General features: G+C 65.9%; 8 protein-coding genes, 1 tRNA gene and 1 pseudogene. 6 read left to right on the forward strand and 4 right to left on the reverse strand.

Annotated features, from left to right (window positions below):
- Positions 1–20 precede the first annotated feature (20 nt).
- Together atpB and metA are read right to left on the reverse strand one after the other, a co-directional pair.
- Positions 21–833, reverse strand: coding sequence for a F0F1 ATP synthase subunit A (atpB, locus tag JS531_RS07070; protein ID WP_214314478.1), 813 nt, complete (start codon positions 831–833; stop codon positions 21–23).
- Between the two features lie 593 nt (positions 834–1426).
- Positions 1427–2461 (reverse strand): homoserine O-succinyltransferase, encoded by a 1035-nt coding sequence (gene metA / locus JS531_RS07075; RefSeq protein ID WP_214314480.1) that lies wholly within the window; start codon positions 2459–2461, stop codon positions 1427–1429.
- Positions 2462–2928: 467 nt separating this feature from the next.
- On the opposite strand from metA, the gene JS531_RS07080 reads away from it, so the two are divergent.
- A tRNA-Met gene (locus JS531_RS07080) sits at positions 2929–3005 on the forward strand.
- A 76-nt stretch (positions 3006–3081) separates the two neighbouring features.
- On the opposite strand, the gene JS531_RS07085 is transcribed toward JS531_RS07080, so the two are convergent.
- Positions 3082–5049, reverse strand: a complete 1968-nt coding sequence (locus JS531_RS07085; RefSeq protein ID WP_214314482.1) for a cell surface protein — start codon at positions 5047–5049, stop codon at positions 3082–3084.
- Positions 5050–5528: 479 nt separating this feature from the next.
- Between JS531_RS07085 and JS531_RS07090 the strand changes: the two genes are divergently transcribed.
- From JS531_RS07090 to JS531_RS07100, 3 genes are all read left to right on the forward strand, one after another.
- The gene (locus JS531_RS07090) at positions 5529–7799 is read left to right on the forward strand and encodes an alpha-1,4-glucan--maltose-1-phosphate maltosyltransferase (RefSeq protein WP_214314484.1); all 2271 of its coding nucleotides are present in this window, start codon (positions 5529–5531) and stop codon (positions 7797–7799) included.
- Between the two features lie 128 nt (positions 7800–7927).
- Complete coding sequence (locus JS531_RS07095) at positions 7928–8422, forward strand: inorganic diphosphatase (RefSeq protein ID WP_214314486.1); 495 nt, start codon at positions 7928–7930, stop codon at positions 8420–8422.
- 208 nt (positions 8423–8630) lie between these two features.
- A complete protein-coding gene (locus JS531_RS07100) occupies positions 8631–9368 on the forward strand; it encodes a hypothetical protein (protein WP_214314488.1) in 738 nt (245 codons plus the stop codon).
- Positions 9369–10066: 698 nt separating this feature from the next.
- On the opposite strand, the pseudogene JS531_RS07105 reads toward JS531_RS07100, so the two are convergent.
- Positions 10067–10659, reverse strand: a pseudogene (locus JS531_RS07105) (manganese efflux pump MntP family protein).
- A gap of 548 nt (positions 10660–11207) precedes the next feature.
- On the opposite strand from JS531_RS07105, the gene JS531_RS07110 reads away from it, so the two are divergent.
- On the forward strand, positions 11208–11951 hold the full coding sequence (locus tag JS531_RS07110; RefSeq protein ID WP_214314590.1) for a response regulator transcription factor: 744 nt from the start codon (positions 11208–11210) through the stop codon (positions 11949–11951).
- A 229-nt stretch (positions 11952–12180) separates the two neighbouring features.
- Entirely contained in the window at positions 12181–12843 is a 663-nt protein-coding gene (gene nth / locus JS531_RS07115; RefSeq protein ID WP_214314490.1) for an endonuclease III, read from the forward strand.
- The last annotated feature ends 232 nt before the right edge of the window (positions 12844–13075 follow it).

A 13075-nucleotide genomic window follows, 5' to 3' on the forward strand; every position in this document is an offset into this window, starting at 1 on the left:
AGGACCCGGGATGCCCGGGGTCAGTCGGCCTCCGGGAAGCTCATGTTGATGTACGCGGTGGTGAGGATCGCGAAGATGTAGGCCTGCAGGCAGGCGACCAACGCCTCGAAGAGGAACATGAACGTGCCCGCGGCGAACGTGATGATGCCGAAGGGGGCCATGGCCTTGTTGGCGATGTCGATGAGGAAGAACTGGGTGGCCGACAGGCACAGGGCCAGGATGAGGTGGCCGGAGACCATGTTGGCGAAGAGTCGGATCGTCAGCGAGAACGGGCGGATGATGAGCAGCTCGAACAGCTGGATCGGGGACAGCAGGATGTAGATCGGCCACGGCACGCCCTTCGGGAAGAGCTCGTCGCGCAGGAAGTGGAGCAGCCCCTTCTCGCGGATGCCGGCGATCCAGTACTGGAAGAAGCACCACATGGCGAACACCAGCGGCAGCGTGATCGTGGCGGAGGCCGCGATGTTGAAGCCCGGGATGATGCCGCACAGGTTGAACACGAGCAGCGTGCAGAACACGGTGGTGATCATCGGCACGTAACGCTTGCCGCGCACCTCGCCCATCACCTGATAGACGATCTGGTCGCGGACGAATTCGATGAGCCATTCGACGGCGCCCTGCCAGCGGCCGGGGATGAGCTTCACGCGCTTGGCGGTGATGCCCAGCACCAGCAGCATGATGATGGTGGCGATGATGCGCACCATGATGATGCGGTTGATGGCGAACGGCGTCCCGTCGAACAGGAACGGTTCGGGGAGGAAGTCGTTGACGCTCGGGTATTCCGGCTGCGTCGCGCTTGCCAGTGTCAGTGAGCTTATTGCAGCACCAATCATTCGCTCCTCCTGCTTCTTGAAATCGACTGTCAATCTATACCCGGTGAAGGGGCGAATATGTCCGAAAGGTTACCGTCGCGCCCTGCGTCCGGGCGATGGCGTACGCCTCGTGCGCATCCGTTCGTTCCGCCGGTCCGCAGCCGTATGCGGAGAGGCCCGTCCGATCCGAATGGCACCTCCCACGCATTCGGCTCCGAATGACTGAAGTGTGATTGTTGTCCTGCGTTCGGACAATTTCAAGCCCGTTCCCCGTCATGCGGCAAGTTCGTCCGTTTCGTGCCGTTTCCTTGGCGTTTCGCGGGTTTGCGGCTATTCGACATCCGTTTGCGCGATGCCCGATTTGGGCGTGTGCGACCGTTTTCCGGCCGTCCGGCCGGAACACGGGGGAAAACGGCGTGTTCCGCCGTGCGACGGCGCGCGTCCGTCGGTCTTCCGGGCGCTTGCGTCGAAGGCCCTCCTTCCGGAAAGGTTGCGTCCACGATACGGACGTCTTTCGGTCCGATTGGCGGACACGACGCGGTCCGCCAATCGGACGGCCTCCACCGACGTCGCGCCATCGGACGCACGGCATCGGACGGCGACGACGCGACGCGTCAGCCGCGGATCACGCCGTACCCGTCGTGCGCGAACGGGGCGAACCCGTCCTTGCGCGGGCCGCCCGGCTCATGGCGGATCGAACGGTCGGTGCCGAGACGCTTCTCCGCACGCAGCTCCGGCACTTCCGTCAGGTCGTACGGCGTGGTCTGGTACACCCAGTTGAGCCAGTTGCGCCACAGCAGGTTCGCGTGGGCGCGCCACGCGAACAACGGCTCGATCGACGGGTCGTCGTGCGGGAAGTAGTTCTCCGGGAACGGCACATTGTCCAATCCCTTCTTCATGTCGCGCTCGTACTCCTCGGCGAGGGTGTACTTGCCGTACTCCCAGTGGCCGAGCGCGAACACCTCGGAGAAGTCGCGCGTGGCGATGAGGCCCGGGCCGGACCGCGGGCCCCACGTGAGGATCTGCAGGTCGGGATTGGCCCTGACGTCGTCCTCGTCGACGCCCGCGAGGCGCGAATGCGGCTGCAGGGCGATCTCGTCGAAGCCGTTCGTCAGGAAGCAGTACTCGTCCTGCAGATACTGCGGGAAGACACCGAACACCTTCTCGGCGTAGTCGACCTTGCGCACGCCGTAGCGGTAGTTGAGCGCGCCCATCGCGCCCCAGCACAGGTACATCGTGGAGAACACGTGGGTGGAGGCCCAGTCGAGGATCGTCTTGAACTCGTCCCAATAGTCGACCTCGTCGAACGGCAGATGCTCCACGGGCGCGCCGGTCACGACGAAACCGTCGTAGTAGTTGTCCTTGAACGCGTCGAGCGTCTCGTAGAACTTGACCAGATGGTCGTGGCTCACATGCGTGGCCTCATGCGTGGAAGTCTTCATGAAATCGACCTCCACCTGCAGCGGGCTCTTCGAGATGAGGCGCAGCAGCTGCGTCTCGGTCTCGATCTTCTTGGGCATGAGGTTCAGGATCACCAGTCTGAGCGGACGGACGCGCTGACGCTCCGCCTCTGGCTTCTCGAGCGCGAAGATGCGCTCCGAGTCGAGTATGGCTCTGGCCGGAAGGCCGCTGGGAATCTTGATAGGCATGCATCCAATTATGTCCTTGCAGCGGATATGCCGCATGCCGTCCTCCGCGCAACCGCCATAGCGGCTGCTTATGACCGGTTGAAACGGCGATGGGGCGACGGGCGGCGCAAGGATTCCCGGAACCGGCGACCATCTTCCGGGAATCCTTGCGCTGAGACTTAGCCAGCACAAGAAAACCCGGAACCAACGGGCAACCTCCGGGAATCCTTGCGCTGAGACTTAGCCAGCACAACAATTCCCGGCGACCCCACACCAACCCCGGGAATCCTTGCGCTGAGAGATGGTCAGCACAAGAAAACCCGGAACCAACGGGCAACCTCCGGGAAACCTTGCGCTGAGAGATGGCCAGCACAACAATTCCCGGACAACAGCCCCGGAAACAACGCGACACGCCGATGACGCACCTCGGAATTGACAAATACCCGTTTGCCCCTATCTTAGATAGAGCTGTCGCACAGACAAGCCGACGCGGGGTGGAGCAGCTCGGTAGCTCGCTGGGCTCATAACCCAGAGGTCCATGGTTCAAATCCATGCCCCGCTACCAATGGAAAAACGCTAGGAATCATACGATTCCTAGCGTTTTTCATTTTCACACGAGGCCCGTCCACCGGCGACACGCCTCAGGCGTCCTGGAGCTCGCGCCGACGCCGGACCACCACGATCATGACGCCTCCCGCCACGATCAGCGCCGCGGACGAACCGACGGCCACGGCCACGTCCGTGCCGGTCGCCGGCAGCGGCTCGTCGGGTTCCTCCGGTTCCTCCGGCTCCTCGGGTTCCTCCGGCTCCTCTTCTTCCTCCTCTTCCTCCTCCGGCTCATCGGGCTCGTCGTCCACGTACGTCATCTCCCACTGGTCGTCGTACCGGCTGGACGCGGGCATGACCCGGTCGTCGCCCTTGAAGCTCCACACGAACACGTACCATCCGTGCGATTCGGCGACGATCTCCACCGGGGTGCCGTGCGCGTCCGCCACGCCGCCGCCCACGCGGATCACGCCGTTGACGGCCGGATACTCCCACGTGCCCACCAGACGATGGTTGGCGTCGTCGGCGGCGGGAGGTTCCGCGCCGGACGGCTTGTACGCGGCGTCGTTCGACGGGTTGGACGGGTCGCCCGCCCACCAGACGCTCACCTGCGCGAAAGGCTCGTCGGCGCCGATGCCGTACGTCTCGTCACCGGCGAACAGGCCGTGGTCGTCGGGGAAGCCGCCCACGGTGATGGTGTCGCTCAGATGCGAGCCGACGTGCGCGGTGTGCTCGGTGACGGAGGATTCCACCTCGACCTTCGCGCGGTTCGAGTTGGTCTCGGTCTGGTCGAGGAACGCGCTGAGCGAGTCGCCGGCGACGTAGGGCCGCGCTTCGTCGCTCTGGCGGGACTGGTCGAACACCCACACCCACGTGCCGATGCCGCCGCGTCCGGGAGCCGTATATTCCGCGCCGTCCTCGGCGTGCGCGGTCACCTCGTTCGTCTGTCCGGGACCGGTGAACGTGGTCTCGCCCCATGCGGCCGGCGTGTAGCCGCGCCGTTCGATGCGCGCAAGGAACTCCTCGACGGTCTCGCCCTTCTTCGGCTGCATGCGGTCCACGAGCCGGCTCGCGGGGATCGAGTCGAAGTAATAGCCGTGCGCGGTGAGTTCGAGCCCGGCCGGCCAGTGGCTGTCCTCGCCGGTCACGGTGGAGGTGACCCTGTCCATGACGGGCTGTCCGGCGTCCACGATCTTCGCGGACGCCACGGTGGTGACGGCGGGGTTGAACTCCTTGCGTACGCGGAAGGAGACGCCCTTCTCCTCGTGACGCCCCTGGCCGCCGAAGGTCAGGAAGTCCTGGGCGCTGTCCACGCGGTTGGCCTGCGGATGGTCGTAGGAGGCGAACACCTGCACCTCGCCTTCGCCGGTGGCCCGCCATGCGTGGCGTTTCGTCTCCGCGCCGGTGACGCCGTCCACGCGTTTGCCGGCGAGCGCGCCGTCGTCCCCGACGAATTCCGCGGGGCCTTGGATGCGCAGCGTGTAGGAGACACCGGCGAGCGCCGCGCCCGAGGCGGCGGCGACGCGCGCGTCCGCCCAGCCGGCGCGGATGCCGTCGGTCATGTCGGCGTCGACTTTGGCTTTGACGGGCACGTTCGCGTTCGCCTCCTCCCACAGTTGCGCGGCGCGGGTTTCGGGGGCGTCGCCGTGTTGCCGACGCACGGCGTCGCGTCTGGCGGTCCATGCGCCGCCCGCGTCCGCGTCGAGTTCGCGGTGGACGAGGAATCCGATGGCGGCATGCGTGACGGCGTCGCGGCTGCCTTGGTAGCGGTCGGCGAGCCAGGCGAGTTTGCGTACGGCGCCGCCGTCGCCGATGGCCTGTTCGCCGTTGTGGCTGTAGTCGGAGTCCTTTCCGGCTTCCACACAGTAGACGAGGCGTCCGTCGCCGGCGATGGCGATGGCGCCCAGGTAGAGGGTCTTCGTGCCGAGCTTGTAGACGAGGTAGGTGCCGTTCGGCGGGTGCGCGAGGCTGACGGCCGATGCCGTGGGTGCGATGCCGAGTGTCATGGCGATCGCCGCGAGCAGCGCGACGACGGCCGCGAGGCGGCGTGATGGTGCGGTCATGATGGTTCCTTCCCCACACGTGCGGCGTGTGGTCGTTGCCGGACCGTTCGGTCCGATGGTTGTTTCGTTGTCCGATGGCGTTGCGTCGTTGTCGTACCGTCGGCGGCGATGCATCGTCGCGCGCCGCCGCTCCCCCGGTGCGGCCGCCCGGCCGCGGGAGGTGGTTCCAGCATGGTCGCCCGGGCGCCGGGATGACCGGTTTCCCAAGGCCTGTGGTCGGAGCCCCTCCCCTCGGGCGTGTTGTGGATAACCGGTGGGGCGGGTTATCCACATGACGCCGTTTCCGGACTGTTTCGGACGGGGTTGTCCACAGGCCCATCGCCGTAGTCCACCGGGTTGTCCACATCGGACGGACCGGCCGTCCGCGGCGCACGCCGCGGCCTTGCACGGAATTCATGGGACAAACGTGCGATTCGACGACCCCCTACATACAATGAGAACGATGGCAACATCATCCAAGAAGTAAGGAGAAGGCCGCCATGTCGAAGACGACGACCGAGCATGAAGTGACAACAGAAGATACGCAGAAGGCCGCTGAGGAGAAGGCCGAAACCGCAACCACGAAGACGAAGCGCGCCACGCGCAGGACGACCGGCGCCAAGACCCGCCGCAGGACCGCGCGATCCTCCAAGCCCGCGCAGATGACCGTCACCGTCGCGGGGGAGATTCCCGCACCGTCCATCCCGGTCACGGAGCCCGGCCAATTCGGCCGCATCAACATCATGGACGTCACCCCGAACGAGGAGCGCGGCACGTACCCGGCGCGCGTCGAACTGGGCGAGCCGTTCGAGGTCACCGCGCAGGTGTTCATCGAAGGCCGCACCAAGGTGGGCGCCACCGCGGTGGTGCGCAACCATCGCGGCAAGGAGATGCAGCGTCTGCCCATGACCTGCGTCAACCCGGGTCTGGACCGCTGGGCGGTGACCCTCACCTGCGGCGAGCATTCCGACGTCAAGCCGTGGGAGCCGGAGTTCGCGCAGATCAAGCGCCAACTCGGCGAATGGACCGTCACCATCGAGGGCTGGGAGGACACCTACAAGTCCTGGCTGCATGACGCGGCCATCAAGGTGAAGGTGAACGACGACGTGGAGAACGCCCTGATCTCCGGCGCGCAGCTGCTGGAGCGCTGGGCCAAGACCCCGGACGCGAAGCTCAAGGCCCCGCAGCGCAAGGCGCTCGAGGCGGCCGCCAAGACCATGGCGGACGAGACCCTCACGCCCGAGCAGCGTCTCGCCGCCGCCACCGGCGACGAGGTCACCGCCCTGCACGAGACCAACCCGCTGCGCGACGGCCTGTCCTCCAGCACGCCGCAGCGCTTCCTCGTGCAGCGTCCGAAGTCCAGCTTCGCCGCCTGGTACCAGTTCTTCCCGCGCTCCGAAGGCGCCTACGTGGATCAGGAGACCGGCAAGATCGTGCAGGGCACGCTGAAGACCTCCGTGGCCGGCCTCGAACGCGCCAAAGCGGAAGGCTTCGACATCGTGTACCTGCCGCCGATCTTCCCCATCGGCGTGACGAACCGCAAGGGCCGCAACAACACGCTCGTGGCCGGACCGGACGATCCGGGCTCCCCGTTCGGCATCGGCTCCGCCGAAGGCGGCCACGACACCGTGGACCCGCTGCTCGGCACGATGGACGACTTCAAGGCCCTGTGCGCGAAGGCGCATGAGCTGGGACTGGAGATCGCGCTCGACTTCGCGCTGCAGTGCTCCCCCGACCACCCGTGGGTCAAGGCGCACCCGAACTGGTTCCGCACCAAGCCGGACGGCACCATCGCCTACGCGGAGAACCCGCCGAAGAAGTACCAGGACATCTACCCGATCGACTTCAACGCCGACATGGCCGGCATCGAGAAGGAAGTCGAACGCATCATGGACCTGTGGATCGAGGCGGGCGTGACCATCTTCCGCGTCGACAACCCGCACACCAAGCCGGTGCGCTTCTGGCAGGACGTCATCGCGGCGGTCACCAAGAAGCACCCGGAGGTGCTGTTCCTCGCCGAGGCGTTCACCCGCCCGGGCATGATGCGCGCCCTGAGCTACGTGGGCTTCACGCAGTCGCACTGCTACTTCCCCTGGCGCAACACCAAGGAGGAGCTGGCCGAGTACCTGGCCGAGACGAACGGCGACGACGGCTACTACCAGCACAACACGTTCTGGCCCACCACGCCGGACATCCTCACCGCCTACGTGCGCGACAACGGCATCGCCGGCCACGCGGTGCGCGCCGTGCTCGCCGCCATGGGCTCCCCGAGCTGGGGCATCTACAACGGCTTCGAACTCATCGAGAACAAGCAGCGTCCGGGCTTCGAGGAACAGATCGACAACGAGAAGTACGAGGTGAAGGTCCGCGACTGGAGCAAGGCCGACAAGTTCGGCATCGCCGAGCTGCTCACCTCGCTCAACCGCATCCGCCGCGAGCACGTGGAGGCGTTCAGCTACCACAACGTGCACGTGCTGGAGACCTCGGATCCGAACATCCTGGCCTTCGCCCGCCACACGCCGGCCGCACTCACCAAGTCCGGCAAGCCGGAGACGCTGGTCGTGGTGGTCAACCTCGACTGCCACAACGCGCATCAGGCCATGGTCCACTTCGAGATGCCGGAGTTCGAGGTCGACCCGGAGTGGGGCGCCCACATGCACGACGAGCTCACCGGCCGCGACTTCGCATGGAGCTGGGACAACTTCGTCTCCCTGGCCCCGTGGGCCGACGTGGCGCACGTGTTCACCGTGGTCCACGAATTCGGCGAGTGAGCCGCTGACCTCGTTCCCTGAAACGCCCCGCCCCGCCCTGCGATACGTCGCGGGGCGGGGCGTTTCGCGCTATTGTGGGTAGCGGCAATACCCGTTCCATCGGAATGATTCGATAAAGGAGCATCGATATGGCAGAAACCTTCAACGTCGTGGTCGAGATTCCGCGCGGTTCCAAGAACAAGTACGAAGTGGACCAGGAGACCGGCCGCGTCTTCCTGGACCGCGAGCTGTTCACCGCCATGGGCTACCCGGATGACTACGGCTACATCGAGGGCACCCTGGGCGAGGACGGCGATCCGCTGGACGCGCTCGTCATGGTGAACAACTCCGTGTTCCCGGGCTGCGTGGTCGAGTGCCGCGCCGTGGGTCTGTACCACATGGAGGACGAAGAGGGCGGCGACGACAAGGTGCTGTGCGTGCCGGCCGACGTCCGCTACGACGGCATCCAGGACGTCAAGGACGTCAACGAGTTCCACCTCAAGGAGATCAAGCACTTCTTCGAGCAGTACAAGGCTCTGGAGCCCAACAAGGAGGTCCTCCCGGGCGATTACTGGACCGGCGCCGACGTCGCCGAGAAGGAGATCAAGGAGGCGCGCGAGCGTCTCGCCGCGGCTTCCAAGTGAGCCGTCCGCCGCGGGCCTGCGAACCCATGTGGGCATCGCGGTAATCCGGTCTCGCTGACGTGAGTCCTGAGGGGCGTGCATCTTCGGATGCACGCCCCTTTCGCTTGCCCGGGCGACGCCGCGGCGAGGGAAATGTGCCTTCCTCCCCTGCTGTGGGTAGGATTATGGCAGTTAATCGACGAACACAGTGGCAGTGATGGAGTTGATCATGGCTGATGGAACCGTAAGCACGTGGAATGCGAAGCGCGGCGCGATGCTGGGCGCGCAGGCGCTTGCCTATGTCCTGCTTCTGGCGGTCGGCGCCGCGTGGGGTCTGGGCCCGTCCGGCGTGGGCGATTCGCCGTTCATGCCGGTGCTCACGCTGCTGATCATGGCCGCGATCCTCATCACGTTCCACGTGTGCTGGCCGTTCCGCGCCACGCTCATCGACCGTGCGATCGGCCTGATCGCCGGTGCGCTGTCGCTGGCCGCCGCGACCGTGCAGGTGTACGGCGTGTACGCGCATGTGCCGGACGATGCTGCCGACGACGGTCTGCTCGCCGGCACGTATCCGCTGGCCCGATGGGCCGCGGCCGTGGCCGGCCTGCTGGTGGTGCTGACCATCGTCTCGTTCGCGCGCCAGATGCTGCGTGAGGAACGCTCCCATCTCATCCGGGCCCTGTCCCATTGCATGACGGGCGGCGCCGCCTCGATCTCCTTGGCCGGATGGTTCTTCATTCCGTATGTGACCGCGGGTGTGGGCACCGGGTTCGCCCCGGCGTTCGGCATCGTCGCGGCGATGGTCGTGTTCGCCGTGGTGCTGGCGGTCTCGTCGTCCTGGTGGCTGCGCGAGCTCGATGCGGCCCCGGATGCGCGCGCCCCTTGGCTGGGCGTGGCCATGCTGCCGGTGATGTTCTTCGGTCTGGTGGTGTTCGCGGCCGCGCTGCTGCTGCAGATCCTCGCCTGACCGTTGGCCCCGGAACGGATAATCCGCCCAATCGATTCGTTCCGGTCCGATAGGCCATGGGCCGGAACGGAACGACGCCCATCGCACATCGTTCCGGATCCACGAATGCTGGCCCTTGAACAGCCACAAGGTCACATCACCCGTTCCGGACCAATGGACCATGGGCCGGAACGCACAACCACTCCAAATCCATGTTCCGGGTCCACGAATATTGGCCCTGGAACAACCAGTACAGCCATTTCCTTGTTCCAGCCCAATAAGCCACGGGCCGGAACAAGGAAACCCCATCGCATACCGTTCCAGGTCCACGAATACCGGCGCCTGAACAACCACAAGGCCGCATCACACATTCCAGCCCAATAGGCCATGGCCCGGAAGCACTGTGGCTCCGGAATCTTCATTCCGAAGCCACAATTCGCCAGTCATCACGAAAGGTGCGTGGCGCCGCCCCGGCTTCGAACGCCATCGAGGCCATCGGAAGCGGCCATTACGACAGGCCCGGAACACGTATGACGGCACGTAAGGCGACGAACCCCGTGCCACGGCAAGCCGCCGGGCCCGCGAACAACGTCCCGGCCTCTTGGCACACCTCATCCGCCGCACCACGCTCCCGCACCGCGCTCCCGCACCGCGCGCCACCGATACAGCGCACCCCGGCGCACCCCGGCGCACCCCGGCGCACCATCAGCGCACCGCCGTCAGAACGCGATGAACCCCAGATGTTCGAGCAGCACCTTCAGGCCGATGAGGATGAGCACCACGCCGCCCGCGATCTGCGAGGGCGTCTGCCAGCGGGAGCCGAACGCGCGGCCGATGTAGATGCCGGCCATGGAGAACAGCCCGGTCACGATGCCCATCGAGGCGATGGCGAACACGATGTTGATGTTCATGAGGCCGAGGCTCACGCCCACGGCGAAGGCGTCGATGCTGCACGCGACGGCGAGGGGCAGCATGTGCCGCCAGTCGAACTGCGGGGTCTCCTTGGCGTTCTCCTCGGGTTCCTCGAACGCCTCGCGGATCATGTTGCCGCCGATGACCGCGAGCAGTCCGAAGATGATCCAGTGGTCCACGGCGGTCACGTACGAGCGGTCACGTACGAGGCGAACGCGGATGCGGCGAGGAAGCCGAGCGTGGGGAACAGGGCCTGGAATCCGCCGAACCACAGGCCGCATTTCAGGGCGTCCGTGAATCGGGCCTTCTGCACGGTGAGCCCCTTGCCGATGGAGACGGCGAACGCGTCCATGGCCACGGAGACGGAAATAAGCAACGATTGGATGATCATCGAAATCATAATGTGCGTCATATAGTTCATCCCACGGCGGCTCTCTCGGTTCCGCCCGTTACGCGGGATGGGCCTCGACCAGCGTTTCCACACGCCGCCTACGCCTAGCTGAAATTACGAGGTACCAGTATAGCCGACCGCCCGCCGGCATGTCATGCCCACTTCCGTCGCCCGCCGACGGTCGTCCGCTCCGTCCGATGCCGTCTCATGCCACCCGCCCCGCGGCCGTCCGATGCCATCCGACGCCGTCCGCCGACGGCCGTCCGATGCCGCCCGTTTCCGTCCGACTCCCGTCGCGTCCGCCGACGACTCCCACGTCCCTCCTGTTGTCCCTTCCACGCGCCCCTGTTCCGGCATGCGGTCCCGATGCGCGTTAGTGTGCGATTATTGCCTCCAGTTGTCACAAAGATGAACATTATGTGTCCGCCGCATGCGCGTACAATAATCACAGAATTCGCAAAGGTTTCCGCAACGAGTTTCGAGAACGGCCAGCCGTTCCACGATCTTCGCAAGGTCAATCGAAATGAGAGGGGCGCTACGTGACTGATCTGACGTTGATGACGTTCGCCAGCAACCCCGCATCCGTGCTGCCTTCGCTCGCCCTGCTCTCCCACCGCGTGCGCGTGCTGCCGATGGACGCGGCAAGCCTGGTCAAGATGCCGGAGAACACCATCCTGTTCCTGGACGCGCGCGACGATCTGGCCACCGCCAAGACCTTGTGCAACCTCATCCACGCCTCCGGCCTGTCCACGCCCATCGTGCTGGTGCTCACCGAAGGCGGGTTCACCGTCGTCAATTCGCAGTGGGGCATCGCGGACGTGGTGGTCACCTCCGCATCCCCGGCCGAGGTGGAGGGCCGCCTGCGTCTGGTGTCCGAACGCGGCAACGCGGCGCCCGCCGCATCCGCCGGCGGCGCCGCGGACAAGGGCGTCACCACGGAGGACGGGCAGATCCGCTCCGGCGACCTCATCGTGGACACCAACGGCTACACCGCATCCCTGCATGGCCGCCCCATCGACCTGGCCTACAAGGAGTTCGAGCTGCTCAAGTACCTGGTGCAGCATCCGGGCCGCGTGTTCACGCGCGCCCAGCTGCTGCAGGAGGTGTGGGGCTACGACTACTACGGCGGCACGCGCACGGTGGACGTGCACATCCGTCGTCTGCGCGCCAAGCTCGGCGGCGAATACGAGCATCTCATCGGCACGGTGCGCAACGTGGGCTACCGCTTCGACCCGCCGGACGACGAGTCGGAGGAGTCGGCCGCGAAATCAGCCGCGAAGCACGCCCCCATCGACGAGTGACGCATACGGCGCACCGGTAGGCCGCGTCGGCGACCGTCGCATCGCATTCCCCTGACGCCATCCCACCGGCCCACCGGCACCACCAGACCCACCGGCATTCCCGCCTCCCGTCTGCATCGCCTCAACGATCCGGCACCACCCGCACAACGACGTTTCACCATGCGGACACCACGCCCTGACGTCCACATGCTGGACGCGTCCGAACATCAATTTCGCCGAAGGAACCGTCATGGCACGTGAATCGAAGAAGTCGCGCATCGCGCGCATGCACGCCGAATACGACATCCTGCGCACGCTCTACCCGGAGCCGAAGTGCGCGCTGGACTTCTCCACGCCACTGCAGCTGCTCGTCGCCACCGTCCTGAGCGCCCAGACCACCGACAAACGCGTCAACACGGTCACGCCGGAACTGTTCGCGCGGTTCCCCCAGGCCGCCGATCTGGCGGCCGCGAACCCACAGGACGTCGAGGACATCATCCATCCGCTCGGCTTCTACCGGTCCAAGACGAAGCATCTGCTTGGCCTCGCCGCCGCGTTGGACGAGCGGTTCGACGGCGAGGTGCCGCGTGCGATGGCCGAGCTGACGAGTCTTCCGGGCGTGGGGCGCAAGACCGCGAACGTCGTGCTCGGCAATGCGTTCCATATTCCGGGCTTTCCCGTGGACACGCATGTGATGCGTGTGACCGGCCGGTTGCGTTGGCGCGCCGACTGGCGCGACGCGCACCCCGATCCGGTGGCCATCGAGCGGGAGATCACCGCCTGCTTCCCGCCGGAGGACTGGACCGACCTGAGCCATCGGCTCATCCTGCACGGCCGAGCCGTCTGTCATGCGCGACGCCCCGACTGCGCCGTCTGCCCACTCGCCGACACCTGTCCCGCCGCGTCCGTGTAGGGTCCGTCCGTCCGATTCTGCAGATTCCGCCGTTTCCGCCCGCCTGCTCCCGTCCGATACGTCCGATTCTGCAGGAACGGACGCCACACGCAGCCGCACGACCCCCGATACGTCCGATTCTGCAGAAACGGACGAAACACCCAGCCGCATGACCTCCGACACGTCCGATTCTGAAGAATCGGACAAAGAACGCGGCAGCACGACCCCGATTCCGTCCAATCCTACAGAAACG

It is taken from the genome of Bifidobacterium sp. CP2 (assembly GCF_018555635.1).
GTDB classification, from domain to species: Bacteria; Actinomycetota; Actinomycetes; order Actinomycetales; family Bifidobacteriaceae; genus Bifidobacterium; species Bifidobacterium saguinibicoloris.

Bases quoted from the DNA above. Each gene is read 5' to 3' on its own strand.
- metA (WP_214314480.1), bottom strand. From the start codon at position 2,461: ATGCCTATCAAGATTCCCAGCGGCCTTCCGGCCAGAGCCATACTCGAC.
- JS531_RS07110 (WP_214314590.1), top strand. From the start codon at position 11,208: ATGACGTTCGCCAGCAACCCCGCATCCGTGCTGCCTTCGCTCGCCCTG.
- JS531_RS07095 (WP_214314486.1), top strand. From the start codon at position 7,928: ATGGCAGAAACCTTCAACGTCGTGGTCGAGATTCCGCGCGGTTCCAAG.
- nth (WP_214314490.1), top strand. From the start codon at position 12,181: ATGGCACGTGAATCGAAGAAGTCGCGCATCGCGCGCATGCACGCCGAA.
- JS531_RS07090 (WP_214314484.1), top strand. From the start codon at position 5,529: ATGTCGAAGACGACGACCGAGCATGAAGTGACAACAGAAGATACGCAG.
- JS531_RS07100 (WP_214314488.1), top strand. From the start codon at position 8,631: ATGGCTGATGGAACCGTAAGCACGTGGAATGCGAAGCGCGGCGCGATG.
- JS531_RS07085 (WP_214314482.1), bottom strand. From the start codon at position 5,049: ATGACCGCACCATCACGCCGCCTCGCGGCCGTCGTCGCGCTGCTCGCG.
- atpB (WP_214314478.1), bottom strand. From the start codon at position 833: ATGATTGGTGCTGCAATAAGCTCACTGACACTGGCAAGCGCGACGCAG.